The sequence below is a fragment of the Lysobacter antibioticus HS124 genome (assembly GCF_000336385.2).
Classification (GTDB): domain Bacteria; phylum Pseudomonadota; class Gammaproteobacteria; order Xanthomonadales; family Xanthomonadaceae; genus Lysobacter; species Lysobacter firmicutimachus.
Genome location: NZ_HG424556.1, coordinates 17,000 through 34,664, shown reverse-complemented (window position 1 = coordinate 34,664; position 17,665 = coordinate 17,000). Strand labels below are relative to the sequence as shown.

The 17,665-nt window shown below is 71.2% G+C and carries 15 protein-coding genes; 10 read left to right on the top strand and 5 right to left on the bottom strand.

From position 1 onward, the window contains the following. Positions 1 to 165: 165 nt before the first annotated feature. Positions 166 to 840, top strand: a complete 675-nt coding sequence (locus TX83_RS18295; protein WP_079248303.1) for an HvfX family Cu-binding RiPP maturation protein — start codon at positions 166 to 168, stop codon at positions 838 to 840. A gap of 160 nt (positions 841 to 1,000) precedes the next feature. Here the strand turns inward: TX83_RS18295 and TX83_RS18290 are convergent, their stop codons facing one another. Next, positions 1,001 to 2,446, bottom strand: coding sequence for a BON domain-containing protein (locus TX83_RS18290; protein ID WP_064749414.1), 1,446 nt, complete (start codon positions 2,444 to 2,446; stop codon positions 1,001 to 1,003). Then, positions 2,439 to 3,305 carry an SDR family oxidoreductase gene (locus tag TX83_RS18285; RefSeq protein ID WP_064749413.1) on the bottom strand — a complete coding sequence of 289 codons (867 nt, stop codon included), beginning with the start codon at positions 3,303 to 3,305 and terminating at the stop codon, positions 2,439 to 2,441. Before TX83_RS18285 ends, TX83_RS18290 begins: the two co-directional genes overlap by 8 nt. Before the next feature lie 303 nt (positions 3,306 to 3,608). On the opposite strand from TX83_RS18285, the gene TX83_RS22940 reads away from it, so the two are divergent. Continuing rightward, complete coding sequence (locus TX83_RS22940; RefSeq protein ID WP_141233562.1) at positions 3,609 to 3,944, top strand: hypothetical protein; 336 nt, start codon at positions 3,609 to 3,611, stop codon at positions 3,942 to 3,944. Beyond that, positions 3,941 to 4,540, top strand: coding sequence for an RES family NAD+ phosphorylase (locus TX83_RS18275; protein ID WP_064749411.1), 600 nt, complete (start codon positions 3,941 to 3,943; stop codon positions 4,538 to 4,540). Before TX83_RS22940 ends, TX83_RS18275 begins: the two co-directional genes overlap by 4 nt. Positions 4,541 to 4,573: 33 nt before the next feature. On the opposite strand, the gene TX83_RS18270 is transcribed toward TX83_RS18275, so the two are convergent. Next, positions 4,574 to 5,269: a UdgX family uracil-DNA binding protein gene (locus TX83_RS18270; RefSeq protein ID WP_079248302.1), complete on the bottom strand. Its 696-nt coding sequence runs from the start codon at positions 5,267 to 5,269 to the stop codon at positions 4,574 to 4,576. 12 nt (positions 5,270 to 5,281) lie between these two features. Next, positions 5,282 to 5,662 carry a VOC family protein gene (locus tag TX83_RS18265; RefSeq protein ID WP_064749410.1) on the bottom strand — a complete coding sequence of 127 codons (381 nt, stop codon included), beginning with the start codon at positions 5,660 to 5,662 and terminating at the stop codon, positions 5,282 to 5,284. Between the two features lie 379 nt (positions 5,663 to 6,041). Between TX83_RS18265 and TX83_RS18260 the strand changes: the two genes are divergently transcribed. The 5 genes from TX83_RS18260 to TX83_RS18240 all read left to right on the top strand — a co-directional run bounded on the left by TX83_RS18260 (position 6,042) and on the right by TX83_RS18240 (position 9,447). Next, the gene (locus tag TX83_RS18260; RefSeq protein WP_064749409.1) at positions 6,042 to 6,314 is read left to right on the top strand and encodes a GlsB/YeaQ/YmgE family stress response membrane protein; all 273 of its coding nucleotides are present in this window, start codon (positions 6,042 to 6,044) and stop codon (positions 6,312 to 6,314) included. Positions 6,315 to 6,789: 475 nt separating this feature from the next. Further along, on the top strand, positions 6,790 to 7,014 hold the full coding sequence (locus tag TX83_RS18255) for a hypothetical protein (RefSeq protein ID WP_064749408.1): 225 nt from the start codon (positions 6,790 to 6,792) through the stop codon (positions 7,012 to 7,014). A gap of 68 nt (positions 7,015 to 7,082) precedes the next feature. Beyond that, positions 7,083 to 7,268, top strand: a complete 186-nt coding sequence (locus TX83_RS18250; RefSeq protein WP_064749407.1) for a hypothetical protein — start codon at positions 7,083 to 7,085, stop codon at positions 7,266 to 7,268. Between the two features lie 3 nt (positions 7,269 to 7,271). Further along, positions 7,272 to 8,990, top strand: a complete 1,719-nt coding sequence (locus tag TX83_RS18245; protein WP_064749406.1) for an ABC1 kinase family protein — start codon at positions 7,272 to 7,274, stop codon at positions 8,988 to 8,990. A gap of 139 nt (positions 8,991 to 9,129) precedes the next feature. Beyond that, entirely contained in the window at positions 9,130 to 9,447 is a 318-nt protein-coding gene (locus tag TX83_RS18240) for a hypothetical protein (protein WP_064749405.1), read from the top strand. Positions 9,448 to 9,665: 218 nt separating this feature from the next. Here the strand turns inward: TX83_RS18240 and TX83_RS18235 are convergent, their stop codons facing one another. Next, positions 9,666 to 14,147: a DEAD/DEAH box helicase gene (locus TX83_RS18235; protein WP_064749404.1), complete on the bottom strand. Its 4,482-nt coding sequence runs from the start codon at positions 14,145 to 14,147 to the stop codon at positions 9,666 to 9,668. Between the two features lie 395 nt (positions 14,148 to 14,542). Between TX83_RS18235 and TX83_RS18230 the strand changes: the two genes are divergently transcribed. Both TX83_RS18230 and cueR read left to right on the top strand, forming a co-directional pair. Next, positions 14,543 to 17,035, top strand: a complete 2,493-nt coding sequence (locus TX83_RS18230) for a heavy metal translocating P-type ATPase (RefSeq protein WP_075575247.1) — start codon at positions 14,543 to 14,545, stop codon at positions 17,033 to 17,035. Further along, positions 17,032 to 17,505 carry a Cu(I)-responsive transcriptional regulator gene (cueR, locus tag TX83_RS18225; RefSeq protein WP_064749403.1) on the top strand — a complete coding sequence of 158 codons (474 nt, stop codon included), beginning with the start codon at positions 17,032 to 17,034 and terminating at the stop codon, positions 17,503 to 17,505. Before TX83_RS18230 ends, cueR begins: the two co-directional genes overlap by 4 nt. The last annotated feature ends 160 nt before the right edge of the window (positions 17,506 to 17,665 follow it).

Sequence of the window (17,665 nt, the reverse complement as noted above, 5' to 3'; positions counted from 1 at the left end):
AGCCGGCAGCGACGACCCGGCCGCGTTCCTCGAACTCGGCCACGGCCTGCTGCGGCAGATGCGCGCCAATGCGGTGATTTTTTTCTCCGCCGCGAATCCTACCGCCTGATCGGCGCCTCTTATCGGTAAAGCGCCGGCATTTCCGGCGCGACCGTGGAGTGCCTCATGCCGTCGTTGTGCCTGTTGAGATCCTGCCTGTCCCTGCGCGACCGCCTGGACGGCGTCGGCGCCTGGCTGGCGCCGGTGGGCTTGCGCCTGATCCTGGCCTGGGAGTTCTTCGAATCGGGGCGCGAGAAGCTCCATGGCGAGAACTGGTTCGGCGAGATCATGGCCCACTTCCCGTTCCCGTTCGACCGCGTGCCGGCCACGCTGAGCTGGTCGCTGGCGACCTGGTTCGAACTGCTCGGCGCGATCGCGCTGTTGCTCGGCCTGGCCACCCGGTTCGCCGCCGCCTCGCTGTTCGTGCTGACCGTGGTCGCCACCGCCGCCGTGCACTGGCCGCAGGACTGGATGGGCCTGGCCCAGCTCGCCCAGGGCTATGCGATCAGCGACAGCGGCGGCGGCAACTACAAACTGCCGCTGATCTTCCTGGTCATGCTGTGGCCGCTGATTCTCGGCGGCGCCGGGCGCCTGAGCCTGGACGCCTGGCTGGCGCGGCGCACGGCGCTGTCGGCGACCGCCGCGCGCGCCGATTTGTTCGGCTGGGGCCTGGTCCTGGCGCCGTTCGGTCTGCTCGTGGCGATGCTGCTGCCGGCACCGGGCCTGGCCCTGGCCGGACTCGGCATTTTGGCTCTGGTCGAGGGCGCGCGCCGCCTTCGTGGTCATTCGCGCCGGTCCTGATTTCGTTCTTTCGTCGCCAGCGATCAGGTCGCCCATACGCTTACCTGCAAATCGACGAGATTCGGTCCGGCATGGAAAGAGGCCTGCGCTGAGTGCAGGCCTCTTGAGGCGCCGCGACGGAACGATCGCGGCGGAACCCATCCTCGCGTCCCGAGCAGGCTCAGTGGGTCTGCGCTCCCCCACCTTGGTTGCCCGCGGTGCCGGTACCGGTCGCGCCGCTTCCCGTGCTGCTCGATGGCGGCGCCGACGTGCCCGGCAAGGTGCCGGTGCGGGGCTGGCCGGCGCTGGCGCCGCGCTGGCTGGCCTGCCCTTGGCCCTGGCTGTCCTGCCCGGCCTGCGGGCCGCTGCCGGTTTCGTTGTGGCGGTCGCCGCCGTGGTCCGAACCTGTGCGTCCGCCTCCACGCACGCGGATGCGGTTGTCGACGTCCTTGACCCCGCTGCAGGCGTCGGCGATGTCTTCGGCGCGATGTTTCATCCAGCGCTGGTCGACTTCGCCTTCGAGCACGATACGCCCGTTCTCGCAGCGCACTTCGATATCGCTGGCGTCGATCAGCTCGTCTTCGGTCAGGCGCTCGTTGAGGTCTTCGGTGATGCGCTCGTCGGAGCGGGTGTAACGGCTGGGGCCGCGGCCGCGTTGGCTGGCTACGCCCTGTTCGCGGTAGGCGCCGGGATTGGCGTCGAAACCGGAGCCGTAGGCCGAGGCCGAGAAGCCGCTGCGATCGGCATAACCCGACGAACGACCGTAGCCCTGACCGTAGCCGCGACCGCCGCGGTCGCTGTAGGAGCGGTCTTCGCCGCCGCCACGGGTTTGTTGCGGGCGGTGTTCGCTGTAGTCGTACAGGCCTTCGCGGCCGCCGCGGCCGGCGCTTTCGCCGCCGTAGCTGGGTCCGAAGCGCGAGTAGCCGCCGCGGCTGCCGCCGAAGCGCGAGCCGCGCGAGGTGCCGGGGGCATCGCCGCGGTCGTCTTCCCAGCCCACGCTCTGGCTGCGTTCGTCGAAGCCGCTGGCGCGCCAGCCGCTGTCGTAATAGGCGCGTTCGATATCGGGGCCATGGGCGCCGTACAGGCTGCGTTCGCCCGAGTGCGAGCGGCTGGAGCGGGCCTGATCCTGGCCGCGGTCGTCGCGCCAGCCGCGGCCGTAGTCTTCGCGGCCATCGTGCTGTCGTCCGTAGTCCTGGCGACCCGAGTCGTAGCCGCTGGCATGGCCGTATTCGCGTCCGCGCTCGGGCATGTAGCCGCCACCGCGCTCATGGCCGTGGCGGTCGGCGCCGCGGGTGCTCAGCTCGTCCCAATCGCGGCCGGACGAACCGGTGCTCGGGCCGGCGGCGTAGTCGTCGCCGTCATCGTAATCGCCGCGCGATCCGGCCTGCTGCGAGCGGGGCCGCTGCTGCTGCGCTTCGCGCCCGTAAGGATCGCGGCCACGCTCGCCACGATTGCGTTCGCCTTGATGTCTCATGTCGTCGCTCCTGTCGGTGAAGTTGTCGGTCATTTCGTTGAACCATTCGCGGCTCTTTTCCAGAGCCCGGGCACCTAGCCGCAATGCCTCTTCGGCCACGGCCTTCAGCTCGCCGGTCCCCACGGGATCGTTCTCGCGCTGCTGCTTACGCACTGATGTGTCCTCCGCCGTTGATGTGGATGGTCTGCCCGGTGATGTACGAGGCCTCTTCGCTGGCCAGGAACACGTAGGCCGGTGCGATCTCGCACGGTTGGCCGGGACGCTTGAGCAAGGTGTCGGCGCCGAACTTGGCCACCTCCTCCTCGTCGAAGCTGGCCGGGATCAGCGGCGTCCACACCGGGCCCGGCGCCACCGCATTGACCCGCACGCCGCGACCGGCCACGGCCTGGGCCAGGGAAAAGGTCAGCGCGTGGATCGCGCCCTTGGTGGCGGCGTAGTCGATCAGTTGCTCGTGGCCGCGCACGCCGGTGACCGAGCCGGTGTTGAGGATGCTGGCGCCGCGCGGCATGTGCGGCAGCGCCGCGGTGGCCATGAAGAAGTAGGCGAAGATGTTGGTGCGGAAGGTCCTCTCGATCTGCGCCGGAGTCAGTTGCTCAGGCTCTTCGACCTTGTGCTGTTCGGCGGCGTTGTTGACCAGTACGTCGACGCGGCCGTAGGCCTCGACGGTGCGGCGGACGATCTCGCGGCAGTGCTCCGGGTCGCCGACGTCCCCGGCGATGCGCAGGCATTGTCGGCCTTCCTTGCGCACCAGCCGTTCGGTTTCTTCGGCGTCGCTTTCTTCGTTGAGATAGGCGATGGCGACATCGGCGCCCTCGCGGGCGAAATGCACCGCGACCGCGCGGCCGATGCCGCTGTCGCCGCCGGTGACGATCGCCACTTTGTCCTTCAATCGCTGCGAACCGCGGTAGCTGTCGCGGATGGTCTCGGGCTGCGGCAGCATCGGCTTCTGCTGGCCCGGCTGCTCGTCCTGCGACTGCGGCGGCTGGGGCTGGGTGGTGCTGGCTTCGTTCATGCTCGCGCTCCAGGGGTTGAACGACTGGGAGATGAGATTCCCGATGCGGTGGCGCGCGCGGCCACCGCAACGCGGGAAACAACTGGAACAGCCGCAAGTCGCGTGCCAAGAGCCCGCGAGCGCGCCAGCACGGCGCGAGCGAGGTCGATGAACGGCAGGCGCGCAGGAACTCCTGCGCAGCCCGGCAGAATCTGCGCGGCGCGGGAGCTGGCGTAACGACACCGGCGTTGCATCGCCGCGCCGCGCGCCGGCGCTGGCACGGAGCTTGCTGCGCCCTTCCACGACACCGAACGGAACTGCGCGATGAAACGTCAGATGAGCAAATCGTTAGCGCTGCCGCTCTGCCTGGGCCTGTGCCTGCTGCTCGTGGCCGGCGCCTGCGACCGGCGTCGCAGCCAACCGCCGCAAGAGTCCGACACCCGCGACAGCACGATCGCGCAACCGGGGGCGAACGCGACCGAGGCCGGGCGCGAAACCACCGCACCGGGCAGCGCCTGCAGCGGCCTGTCCGGGCCGGCGCTGGAGGACTGCCAGGCGCCCGCGAGCGACACGGCGCGGGCAGCCCCCGCGGTGAGCGCGCCGGCCAAACCGGGGCCGGCCGAATCCCCCCCCTCCCCCGACCGAGCCCCCGAACCATGAGCCAGTCCAAGCCCAATCCGCCCGCCGGCACGCCCGAAGCGCGTCCCGCCTCGCGCGACAAGCAGCTCGCCGACAGCTTCCCCGCCAGCGATCCGCCATCCACCAGCGCGCCGCAATCCGCCGAACCGGCGCGCAAGCTGCCGCATCTGCTCTTGTATCGCGTGGTCGCCGCCGAGCAGGTCGAGCACGCGTTCGACGATGGGCCCGGATTCGAAGGCGGCCGTTGGACCTCCCCCGGACGGCGCGCGATCTACGCCTCACTGTCGCCGGCCGGCGCGCTGCTCGAGTTCGTTGCCCACCTGGACGGCGATGCGCCGCGCGAATTGCGCATGGCGGTGGCCAGCGTGCCGGCCGACTGCGTGCACCCCTGCGGCGCCGTGCCCGAGGACTGGGATCAGCGGCCGTACCGCGAACACGTGCGCCGGGTCGGCGATTGCTGGCTCGACGCCGGCCCCTCGTTCGGCCTGTTCGTGCCCAGCGCACTGTCGCCGCGCGAACGCAACGTGCTGCTCAACCTCGGCCACGAGGACCGCGACAAGCTCGATGTGTTGTCGGCCGACGTGGTCGCGCTCGACGAGCGCCTGTGCCGGCGCTGACCCCGGCCCGCGCAGCGTCGAACACGCGGGCGCTCACGGCTCCGGTTCGCGCAAGGCCTCGGCCAGCCGGCCGAGGTCTTCGACCAGTTCGGCGTAGCGCCTTTGCCGGCCCGTTCCCGGGGTGCGCAACACCGAGGACGGGTGCCAGGTCGCCAACGCCCGGCAATGCGGTTCCAGTTCGAGCCATTGCCCGCGCTCGCGGCTGAGCCGGAAGCCGCTGCCGAACAGGGTCTGCGCCGCCATCGCACCGAGCGCGACCGCCAACCGCGGACGCACCCGCAGCCACTCGGCCGCGAGCCAGACCCGGCAGGCTTCCTGCTCGCGCGCGCTGGCGCGCGTGTGCAGGCGGTCGGGGCCGCGCTGCTCGTACTTGAAATGCTTGACCGCGTTAGTCAGGTACAAGGCCGAGCGCGCCAGCCCGGCGTCGGCCAGCGCCTTGTCGAGCAGGCGTCCGGCCGGGCCGACGAAGGGCTCACCGCGCAGGTCCTCGCGGTCACCGGGCTGCTCGCCGATCAGCATCGCCCGCGCATCGGACGAGCCGCGGCCGAACACGGTCTGGGTCGCGCCGCGCCACAGCGGGCAACGACGGCAGTGCTCGGCCTCGTCGCGGAGATGGCGCAACGAGCCCTTGGGAATTTCGCCGACCGGCTTGGCGAACGGCACCGCCGTGGACAGGTGCGCGCGTCGGGCCGGAGCGCGCCTGGGACCGCCGTCGTCGGGTGCGTTCATCGCCGCCTCGGGTCAACGCCACACGTTGCTGTGCGCGGGAAAATCGGGCCGTTGCGGCGGCAGCACGCAAAACCGCTGCCCGGTCGGCGCCGCCATCACCCACCATTGCTTGACCTGGGCGATGCGCGCCGCGCCGAGTTGCTCCAGGCGCACGACTTCGGCCTCGACGTCGTCGGTCTCGATGTCCAGGTGCATGCGACTGGCGTGTTCGACCGCCTGCACCAGGACGCAGGGCTGGTTTTCATGGGTCAGCAACTGCCGGTACATCGCGTCGCCGCTGCTGTGCAGACGATGGATGCGGCAGCCCAGGGCCTGGGCCCAGAACTGCGCCGCCCAATCGGGGTCGGTGGTTTCGCAATCGATGACCAATTGCGCGAATCGGCTTCTGTGCATGATCGCCTCGCAGGTCGGCGCATACGCGATGCGCGGCCGTTCGGATGGAGGCCGCGAACCTGCGCGCCCATGGCTGCGAACGCCCGCAACCGCGCCGGCCACGGCCCTGCCCGCCTTCGCGCCGTTTATGCGTTCTGACCAACGATGGAACGGGCAACCGCTATAAAGCAAACCCTGTGCCAGCCCGCGCCGCATGGCGCTCGCTTGCGCGGACTTGCGCGAACGCACGGACAAAACGTGGCGGACTGCGCAGATCGTCGCAACCCAAGCGCCTCGTGGTGCGCAAAGGACGCGTTCGTGACGGCGGCGCGACCATCGTGAGATAGCGACATACGGCCTCCGGCGGCCGTTTGCGCCGGCATCGAAGAGGAGAAACGGCATGATCGGCATCCTCGTTTGGCTCGCGATAGGCGCCCTGGTCGGCTGGATCGGCAGCCGCGCCATGCGCAACGCAGCGCCGCCCCACACCGCGCAGCACATCGCGGTCGGAATCGCCGGCGCGATCGCCGGCGGCTGCGCCGCACGCTTGCTGGGCATCAGCCAACTCGATCGCGGCGATCTCAGTCTGGCCGGTTTGACGCTTAGCCTGCTTGGTGCGATCGTCTCGCTCGGCATTTACAGTCTGTTCCACAGCCCCAGCCGGGCCCGCTGAACACGCCTTGCGCACGGCCACGAAGCGGCCTGGGCGGTGTCGCAACCGCGCCGAGCCGCGCGCCGACTCGGCCCGCGCCGGTCGCCGCCCTGCCGAATCGCGGCGAAATTTGTTCGCGCAAGGAAAATACTTCCGGTCGCGGCGAATGCCTTGCGCGGATTCCGACGCGCGGGCCGGACCGTATCCGGCGGGAGGCGCCGGCCTTGCCGAATGAGCCGTCGCCCAAACCGCGCGGTGGTGCGGCATCGGCCGGTTTCCGCGTCGGCTCGGCGGGAAAACGTCCGCGCGGGCCCGCTGGCGGCGAAGGCCGGGCTTGGCCGAATCGCGCCTGACCGGCGGACGACGGCCACGTCCGCGGACGCGCCGCTGGCATGCGCCTTGCTTCGATGGAGAGTGACAGCCCGCAACGACAGCACCGATCGACAGCCGCCGCCAGCGACACACCCGCCGCCCATGCGCCGCCGAGGAGGACGCCATGAACGACGCGCTCGAACTTGCCCTGGATCAGCTGGACCGGATCGTCGCCGGCTGGACCGAATCGCCGCCCGATTCGCAGACCCTGGAACGCGAATTCGGCCTCGCCATCGAGGCCGTGCTCGCTCACGCCGATCGCGACGAATACGACTATGTCGGTGCGCGCATCCGCTTCATGCTCGACAGTCGCCTCGGGCCGCCCGTCCCACGCCCGTCCTTGCATTGAACCGCCGGGCGAGCGCGCCAAGCAGACCGCCCGGAGCACTCGCCTCGAACTCAGCCGGAGAGTCCGCCATGCACGATGATCCGCAACGACGCAGCGATGAGGACCGCCATCGCATCGGCTCGGAACCGCGGCACGACCCGCGCTATAGGATCGTGCGCTGGGCGGTCGGCGAATGCCGCCCGCGCGAAATCGCAGCCGTAGCAGCGGTCGGCTATGCGGCCGAGACGGTCGAACGTCGTCGGCGCGGCGGCTGAGCCATGGCCCCGGCCCTGCTCGACCGGCTCGACCGCGGGGATAGTCCGGCTCTGCGCACAGCGCGCATCCTGGCCTTCGTCGCCAAATACCGCCACATCGGCGCGTTCTCGGAATTCGACGTCGCCGCCGGGCGCGGCCTGTCGGAACACGCGCAAGCGCAGGCCTCCGGCGAACGCCGCGACGGCGAGGCCTTCGTCCACGACCTGGAGTCGCTGGGGCCGGCCTTCATCAAGCTCGGCCAGGCGCTCTCGACCCGCCCCGACCTGTTGCCGGAGGACCTGCACCGCGCACTGGAACGGATGCAGGACCGGGTGACCGAACAGATCCCGTTCCCACAGGTTCGCGAGCTCGTCGAAGAGCGCTTGCGGGTGCGTCTGACCAAGGCATTCATGCGCTTCGACCCGGAACCGATCGGCCGCGCCTCGCTGGCGCAGGTGCATCGCGCGACCTTGCGCGACGGCCGCGAAGTCGCGGTCAAGTTGCAGCGGCCCGGCATCGAGGCGGTGATCGGAACCGATCTGGATATCCTCGCCCGCCTCGCCTACACCGCCGACCGGGTCACCGCGACCGGGCGGCGCATGCATTTCGCCGACTGGCTCGACGAGTTCCGCCGCGCGCTCTACACCGAATTGGACTACTGCGCCGAAGCGCGCAACCTCGAGCGTTTCGCTTCGCACCTGGCCCGCTATCCGGAGCTGTACGTGCCGCAGCCGGTGTGGAGTCTGTGCGGGCCGCGCATCATCACCATGGAACTGGTGCGTGGGCGCAAGGTGATCGACCTGTCCGGGCTGCTGCGCACCGAGCACGAGTACGCACCGCTGGCGGTAGCGCTGTTGCGCGGGTACCTGGATCAGGTGTTCCTGCACGGCGAGATCCACGCCGATCCGCATCCGGGCAACATTCTGCTGGCCGAGGACGGGCGCCTGGCGGTGCTCGACCTGGGCATGATCGTGCACGTACCGCCGCAACGCCGCGACCGCCTGCTGAAGCTGATGCTGGCCGCGGTCGACGGTCGCGGCGAGGACGCGGCGGCCGAGACCATCGCCATCGGTACGCGCCTGGAATCCTTCGACGAAGTCCGCTACCGGCGCGAGATCGGCCATCTGGTCGGCCGTTATGCGGCGCAGCAGTCCAGCGCCGAACTCGCCGAAGGCACCTTGTTCATCGAAGTGGTGCGGGTCGCGGTGGCCTGCGGCCTGCGGCCGCCGCCGGAACTGGGCCTGCTCGGCCGCACCCTGCTCAACCTGCAGGCGGTAGCGCATGCGCTGGCGCCCGACCTCGACATTCAGGAGGTGGTCCGCCCGCACCTGGAGTTCGTCATGCTCGGCCGCCTGCGCCATTCGCTGTCGGCGCCGGGGCTGGCGACCGAGGCACTGGAGCTGCAGGGCCTGGTGCGCGACGCGCCGCGCAAGCTGTCCGCGCTGCTGTCGCTATTGGCCGAAAACCGCATGCAAGTGTCGGTGGCGGGGCTGGAGGAGTCGCGGCTGATGGAAAGCCTGCAGAAGATCGCCAACCGGATCAGCACCGGGGCGATCGCCGCCGCGCTGATCATCGCCTCGGCGGTGATGATGCGCATCGACACGCCGCACCGCTTGCTCGGCTATCCGGCGTTGGCGCTGGTGCTGTTCCTGTTCGCCTGCGTGCTCGGCGTCGGCCTGGTGGTCAGCGCCCTGCTCAGCGACCGCAAGGCGCCGTCGCGCAAGCACAACACGCCGCCGTGACCGTGATGCTCCGCTCCGCTCCGCCGACCGGCCGGTCGGCCGGCGATCGTTCCGTCGCGAAGGCATCCTCGCACGGGCTCCGCACCGCATCGGCCGTTTCGTGAGCCGCCAGCCATCGTCAACGCCACAGGAGCCGAACGTGCCCCCGATCGATCCGCAAACCGCACTCGAAACCGCGCTGCGCGAGACGCTGGAACTGCAACACAAATGCCTGGGCCTGTACGAACAGATCGAAGGTCTCAGGGGCGAATGCCTGGCCTATCAGCTGATGGCCGAGTCCCTGCTGGAAACCGCCGCGCAAGGCGCCGCCGCGCGTTCGGTGGCGACGCTGCAGGTGCTCGAAGCAGGCCATCTGGCGACCAGTGGCACGCTGTACCGGCGCGGCTTCGCCCGCGTCCGCGCCTCGTTCCAGAGCCGCCTGCCCCGCCCGGTCGCGATGCAGGGCAGCGGAGCCTGAGCCCTTGCAGTCGCAGGGCAGCGGGCCGGCGCCGGGTCGAATGCTGACGCACACGGACGAAAGCGGCGCGGCCGACGCCCAGTGACGCGGCCGATGGTCGCCCGGCGCGAGGCAGCGGCCGGCTTCAGGTCGAGCGCTGCGCGCACTGCGGCGGCGGTGGCGGCTTACGCCGCTCCTACAGCGGCAAGTCGCAGGCCCCATGGGGCCGCCGGAGGCGGTCACGGCCGGCCGAGATTGCGCAGCACTTCGTCCAGGCTGGCCGCGGCAGCGGCCGCCGCGCCGCTGGGACGACGGCTCAGGCGCTGCTGCACCTCGCGCCGCACTTCCGCGGGCAGCGGTTCGAATTCCTCGACCTGGCCCGCCAGCAAGGCGGCGACTGCGACGCCGTCGCGGAAGGCGATGCGCGCTCCGGGAATGCGCGCCACCTTGGCCCCGGCCAGGACGCTGCCGGTCAGGTTGAGCGGATCGGCCGCGGACACGCAGACGATTTCGCCGTCGTGCTCGCGCTGGCGTACTTTGCGCAGCGCCGCAACGGCATCGGGCAAGGCGAACTGTTCGCCGCTCATGCCGGCGACGAAACGCCCGCCACGAATCTCGCCGCGCGCTTCCAGGCGCCGATACACGCGCAGCAGATCGCGCCATGGCGGCAGCCAGCCGGCCTCGCGCTGGATCAGGCGCCAGAACACCACGCCATAGCGCTCCAGCAGCCGCCAGGCGATGTGCTCGACCGCTTCGGCGCGGCGCGCGGCGGCTTGCGCCGGCCCGCCTTCGTCGGTGCCGCCGTCGAAGGCATCGTGCTGCGGCCGGGCCAGGGACCAGCGCCCGGCATCCTGCAAATCCGTCAGCAGCGCCCGCCGGCGCCGGCTGCCGTGGGTCGAGGCGCGCTTGGACGCAGGTACCAGCAGGCCGCGCAGGCCGGCGAAGCTGTCGCAGGTGATGCGGCCGCGCACCACCAGTTCGCCCAGCGCTTCTTCCAGTTCGGTGCGCAACAGGTGCGCGGCGCGCTCGAGTTCGTCGAAGAACGAAGCGCCGCGCGCCTGCAGTACCTCGAGCACGCGCTGCGCGCGCGAGGACACCGGCGCCGGGTCGCTGCCCGCCTCGGCGCTGAGCCGCCAATCGCCGAGTGCGCGCCGCGGCAGCAGCACGATCGGGGTCTGGCGCACGCTGGGCACGCCCTGCGGCGCGCTGTCGGCACCGGCGGCCTGCGGGCGCAGCCGGGCCCAGGTGATGCGGCCGGCCGCGCACAGCTCGTCGAGCCAGTTGGAATCGTAGTCGGCCACGCGCGCCGGCAGCAGTTCGCTTTCCCACACCGAGGCCGGCGCTTCGAAACCCTCCAACTGCTCCAGCACCGCGCGCAAGGCCTGCGGCCCGTGCATGCGCTCGGCTCGGCTCAGATGCTGCCAGTCGAACGCGAAGCGGGCGAAATCGCGCGGCTCGACCGGCTCGATCTCGCGCCGCAGGCGGCCGACCGTGTAGCGGTGGATGCGCGCCAGCAGATGCCGCTCGCACCATTCCTCTTCGCCGCCGAGCAGGCTGTCGCGGCCGAACCGGCCGCGCATCGCATACCCTTCGCTTTCCAGCCGCACCAGGGCCAGATCGATCTCGCCGCGCGGGCGCCGCGCATCGGCGGCCAGCGCGGTCGCGGTGGTCGGGCCCAGCGCGGTCAGGCGCGCGCGCAACAGTTCGGTCAATGCGTCTTCGCTGCTCCAGGCCACGGCCAGGAATTCGGCCGGCACTGTCACCGCGGTGTCCATCGCTGCCTGCGGGAATACCGCCTGCGCCTGCGGCAGACACTCGGTCGCCACCCACCAACCGGGCGCATCGTCCGCGCCGGGCAAACGCAAGGCCGTGGCCCGGCCATCGCCCGCCAGCGTCGCCAGCCGATCGTTCCAGGCATGCGCCTGGGCCTCCTCGGCGGTAACGAAGCCCAGGCCCATCAGCGCCTCGTGCATCTCGTCGGCATCGCGCACTTCCGGCCAGGCCTCTTCGCGCACCGCCTCGATCGCCTGCGGATCGAGCCGGCCGAGATCGCCGGCGCCCTCGGCCTCGGCATAACGCCGCGCCATCACCGCCTGGGTGCGGCGCTCTTCCAGCGGCGCGTCGTCGAGGAAGGCGTAGGGACGCGCATTGATCGCCTCGGCGGCGATCGGCGACGGCGCGGCCACGTCGCGGCCGATCACCCGCACCTGCCCCGCTTCCAGCCGCTGCAGCAGGCGCAGCCAGCCGGCGCTGTCCATCGCCTCGTACAGGCAGTCGTGCAGGGTCTGCGCGACCAGCGGATGGTCGGGCACCTCGCGCTCGCCGGCCAGGTTCTCGGCGCAGGCGACCTGATCGGGGAACACCGTCGCCAGCAGGTCTTCGCTCTTCATGCGTTGCAGCTGCGGCGCGACCTTGCGCCCGCCGACGAAGCGCGGCAGCGCCAGCGCGGTGGTCGCGTTCCAGCGCCAGCGCACCGGGAACAGCGGCGCGTCCAGCAGGGCCTGGGTCAGCACGTCGAGCGCGCTGGCCGAATGCAGGTAGCGCGCGACCTCTTCCAGCGCAAAGCTGTGGCTGGTCGACAGCGACAGCACGATCGCGTCCTCGGTCGCCGCCGCCTGCAGTTCGAAATTGAACTTGCGGCAGAAGCGCTTGCGCAGCGCCAGGCCCCAGGCGCGGTTGATCCGGCTGCCGTAGGGCGAATGGATCACCAACTGGGTGCCGCCGGATTCGTCGAAGAAGCGCTCGAACACCAGCGTCTCCTGGCTCGGCACCACGCCAAGCGCGGCGCGGGTGCGGCCCAGGTAATCGACCAGCTGCAGGGCGCTCTCGCCGTCGCAGGCGTAGCGCTGCTGCAGCAAGCGCGCGGCGGCCGCGGCGTCGGCGCTTTCGCCGAGCGCGGCATCGACGCCGGCGCGCAGGCGCGACACCGAGTGCGAGAGTTCGTTGCTGCGTCCCGGCGCTTCGCCGAGCCAGAACGGGATGTTCGGCGGTTGGCCGTGCGCGTCCTCGACCCGCACCCGCCCGGGCTCGACGCGCAGGATCTTGTAACTGGCGTTGCCGAGCTGGAACACGTCGCCGGCCAGGCTCTCGATCGCGAAATCCTCGTTGACCGTGCCGATACTGTGCGCCTCCGGCTCCAGCAGCACCGCGTAGTCGCCGGTGTCGGGAATGGTGCCGCCGGACATCACCGCGGTCATGCGGCTGCCGCGGCGCGCGCGCAGGCGGCCGTGCACGGCGTCGCGGTGGAGGTAGGACGAACGCGGGCCGCGCCGGGTGCTGAAGCCGTCGGCCAGCATGCGCACGATCGCGTCGAAGTCGGCGCGGCTCAGCCCGGCATAGGGCCAAGCGCCGCGCAGGCACTGGTACAGCGCGTCCTCGCTCCATTCCTGCGCCGCGACTTCGGCCACGATCTGCTGCGCCAGCACGTCCAGCGGCGCGCGCGGAATCTGCAGCGCATCCAGCTCGCCGCGCCGCACGCTGTCGAGCAGGGCCACGCATTCGACCAGATCCTCGCGCGACTGCGGGAACAGGCGCCCCTTGGGCACGCCGCCGACGTGATGGCCGGCGCGGCCGACCCGCTGCAGGAATGCGGCGATCGAACGCGGCGAGCCGAGCTGGCAGACCAGATCGACGTCGCCGATGTCGATGCCCAGTTCCAGCGACGCGGTCGCGACCAGCACGCGCAGTTCGCCGCGCTTGAGCCGCTGCTCGGCATCCAGGCGCAGCTCGCGGGCGAGGCTGCCGTGGTGGGCGGCGACCGCTTCCTTGCCCAGGCGCTCGCCGAGGTGGCGCGCAGCGCGCTCGGCCATGCGCCGGGTGTTGACGAACACCAGCGTAGTGCGATGCTCGCGCGCCAGCGCGGCCAAGCGCTCGTAGACCTCGTCCCATTGCTCGTGCGACATCACCGCGCTCAGCGGCGAGCCCGGCAGCGCCAGCGCCAGATCGCGCCGCTTGGCGTAGCCGATGTCGATCACCCGGCAGTCCGGCACGCCGTCGGCGCCGACGCGCTGGCTTCCGACCAGGAAGCGCGCGACTTCGTCGATGGGTTTCTGCGTCGCCGACAGGCCGATCCGCTGCGGCCGCGCGCCGCACAGCGCGCCCAGGCGCTCCAGGCTCAGGCTCAGATGGCTGCCGCGCTTGTCGTCGGCGACGGCGTGGATTTCGTCGACGATCACCGTGCGCACCGCGCCGAGCATGGCCCGGCCGGACTCGGAACCGAGCAGTACGTACAGCGATTCGGGGGTGGTGACCAGAATGTGCGGCGGCTTGCGCCGCATCGACTGGCGCTCGCCGGCCGGGGTGTCGCCGGTGCGCACCGCAGTGCGGATGCCGGGGTCGCCCAGGCCCATCGCCTGCAGCGCCGCGCCGATCCCGGCCAGCGGCGCCTCCAGGTTGAGGTGGATGTCGTTGGACAGCGCCTTCAGCGGCGAGACGTAGACCACCGCGACCTCGTCGCGCAGCCCCTGCTCCAGGCCTTCGCGGACCAGGGCATCGATCGCGGCCAGGAACGCGGTCAGGGTCTTGCCCGAACCGGTCGGCGCCGCGACCAGGGTGTCGCCGCCGGTGCGGATCGCCGGCCAGGCCAGGGCCTGGGCGCCGGTCGGCGCCGCGAAGGCCGCGCGGAACCAGGCCGCGACTGCGGGATGGAAAGCGTCGAGCACGGCGCCGTCGGCGGCCGCCGAGGAGTTCGCGCTATCGTGAGTAAGGCTGTCGGAGGTCATGAATTCGCCGCGTTGCCGCGGCCTCGCGAGAACGGAGCGGGACGCGACGGCGGCCCGCGGGTGGATCGTACGGCCTGGGTCGAACATGAGGCGCCCGGCTTGCACTTGCGGCGCGGTATCGCACCGCTCGGGCGAGTCGCTTGCCGATCGCCGCCACGCCCTCGTTGCGTCCCTGGGGCGGTTCCGCACGAATCGCCCCGCCGAATCGGCCACACACCCGACCCGACATTGGGCCGATTCTGCGCCGCAAAACCGCTGCCTGCGGCACGAGAGCGTTGCGACGCCGGAGGCACTGAACCGTTCAGCCTCGCCCCTGGCGGCGATCGCTTGACCTTCCCATCATGGGAAGCCCAAGACTGCCTCGCAACCCCGAACCGCAAGCGAAGGAATCTGCGATGCCATCCGCCGCCTACCCGACCTCCGCCGCCCCAGGCGGCACCGACGCCGCTCCCGCCGTCCGCTTGCGCTTCGGCGTGACCGGCATGACCTGCGGTTCCTGCGTGGCCCGGGTCGAAAAAGCCTTGCTCGCCGTGCCCGGCGTGGACGAGGCCAGCGTCAATCTGGCCACCGAAACCGCCGAGATAGCCTCCGCCGGCGCCGTCTCAGTCATTGAGATCGAGCGCGCCGTCGCCGCGGCCGGTTATTCCGTGACCGGCGACGAAACCGAACTGGCGCTGCGCGGCATGACTTGCGGCTCCTGCGTGAGCCGACTCGAGAAGGCCCTGAGGGCCGTGCCCGGGGTGTTGTCGGCCACGGTCAATCTGGCTACCGAGCGGGCCCGGGTGCGCCACTTCGGCGGGCTCGATCCGGCGGTGCTGATCGTCGCGGTCGAGCGCGCCGGCTACGCGGCCGCCCTGCCCGGCGGCGAAGCGGCCGCAGGCGACGTCGGTCCGGCCACCCAAGCGGCTGCAGGCGACGACGCAGTCGCGGCGCGTTCGCCGCTGAGCCGCGAAACATTGCACCTTTGCCTGGCGGCCGCGCTGACCCTGCCCCTGGTGCTGCCGATGTTCGGCCTGCTGTTCGGCCAGCACTGGATGCTGCCGGGCTGGCTGCAACTAGCGCTGGCGACGCCGGTGCAGTTCTGGCTCGGCGCGCGCTTCTACCGGGCCGGCTGGCATGCGCTGCGCGCCGGCAGCGGCAACATGGACCTGCTGGTCGCGCTCGGCACCAGCGCCGGATACGGCCTCAGCCTCTACCACCTGTGGCGCGGCGACAGCCAGGCGCTGTACTTCGAGACCTCGGCGGTGATCGTCACCCTGATTCTGCTCGGCAAATGGCTGGAAGCGCGCGCCAAGCGCCAGACCACCGCGGCGATCCGCGCCCTGCAGGCATTGCGGCCGGCGCGGGCGCGGGTGTTGCGCGACGGGGTCGAACGCGAGCTGCCGATCGCGCAGTTGCAGGTCGGCGACCTGGTCGTGGTCCTGCCCGGCGAACGCATCGCTGCCGACGGCCGCATCCGCGAAGGCCGCAGCCATGTCGACGAATCGCTGATCACCGGCGAATCGCTGCCGGTACCGCGTCACGAAGGCGAGCGAGTGACCGGCGGCGCGATCAACGGCGAAGGCCGCCTGATCGTCGAGACCCTGGCGGTCGGCGCGGAAACCGCGCTGGCGCGGATCATCCGTCTGGTCGAGGACGCGCAAGCCAAGAAGGCGCCGATCCAGCGCCTGGTCGACCGGGTCAGCGCGGTGTTCGTGCCGGTGGTGATCGCGCTGGCCCTGATCACGCTGCTGGCCTGGGGGCTGGGCACGGGCGACTGGAACCAGGCCATCCTCAATGCGGTGGCGGTGCTGGTGATCGCCTGCCCCTGCGCCCTGGGCCTGGCCACGCCGACTGCGATCATGGCCGGCACCGGCGTGGCCGCGCGCGCCGGCCTGCTGATCAAGGACGCCGAAGCGTTGGAGATCGCCCACCGCATCGACACCGTCGCCTTCGACAAGACCGGCACCCTGACCGAAGGCCGGCCGGTACTGGCCGAATGGATCGCCGTCGACGGCGACCGCGATGCGCTGCTGGCCCAGGCGGCGGCGTTGCAGCGCGGCAGCGAACACCCGCTGGCGCGCGCCACCCTGGATCGCGCCGACGGCCTGCGCCTGCCCGAGGCGACGCAATTGCGCGCGATGCCCGGACGCGGCCTGCGCGGCCGCATCGGCGGACGCGACCTGTTGCTCGGCAGCGGCCGCATGCTGGCCGAAGCCGGGGTCGCTGCCGACGCGTTGGCCGATGCCGCGCAACGCCTGGCCGACAACGGCCACAGTGTGTCCTGGCTGGCCGCCGACGACGCGCACGGCCGGCAGCTGCTCGGCGTGCTCGGCTTCCGCGATGCGCCGCGGCCGCAGGCGCGTGCGGCGATCCAGCGTCTGCATGCGCTGGGACTGCGCACGGCGATGATCTCCGGCGATCACCTCGGCGCGGCACAGGCGATCGCGCGCGACCTGGGCATCGATGAGGTGCGCGCCGAAGTCCTGCCGGAACAGAAGGCCGAAGCGGTCGCGCAGTTGCGCCGCGACGGCGCGGTGGCGATGGTCGGCGACGGCGTCAACGACGCCCCGGCGCTGGCCGCGGCCGACGTCGGCATCGCCATGGGCAGCGGCACCGACGTGGCCATGCAGGCGGCCGGCATCACCCTGATGCGCGCCGAACCCGGGCTGGTCGCCGATGCGATCGACATTTCCCGCCGCACCACGCGCAAGATCCGCCAGAATCTGTTCTGGGCCTTCGGCTACAACGTCGTCGGCATCGCCCTGGCCGCGTTCGGCTGGCTGGACCCGATCGTCGCCGCGGCGGCGATGGCGTTCTCCAGCGTGAGCGTGCTGGGCAATACCTTGTTGCTGCGCCGCTGGCGCCCGTCGACGCCGTCGAATATCCAAACAGGAGCCGCCGCATGAGCCGCACCGCCCGCCCCGCGCCTCCGCCCGAATTGGCCCAGGCCAAGGCCGAAGGCCTGCACAACATCGGCGAAGCCGCCGCGCTCAGCGGCGTCAACGCCAAGATGATCCGCCACTACGAAAGCATCGGCCTGATTCCGCCCGCCGGCCGCAGCGTCGCCGGCTACCGCCTGTACAGCGACAGCGACCTGCACCGGCTGCGCTTCATCAAGCGTTCGCGCACGCTGGGGTTCTCGATGCGCCAGATCGAAACCTTGCTCGGCCTGTGGGACGACCGCGGCCGCGCGAGCGCCGAGGTCAAGCAACTGGCGCAGGCGCATGCGCGCGAGCTCGGCGAGAAGATCCGCGAAATGCAGGCCATGCAGCGCACTCTGGAAGCCCTGGCCGAGCGCTGCCATGGCGACGACCGGCCGGACTGCCCGATCCTCGACGACCTGGCGGCGGATTGCTGCGGCAAGGCCAAACCCTGAGGTTCCGCCAGGAGCGGCGTAAACCGCGCCCACTGAAGCGGCGTACGCACACAGCGTCCGGCCGAAGACCGCAGGCGCACGGTGCCGAGCGTCTGTCCGGGCGCTGGATATCGCACGACGAACATCGCTTCGGTTATCGCGGCTCGTGCCGCAGCTACCG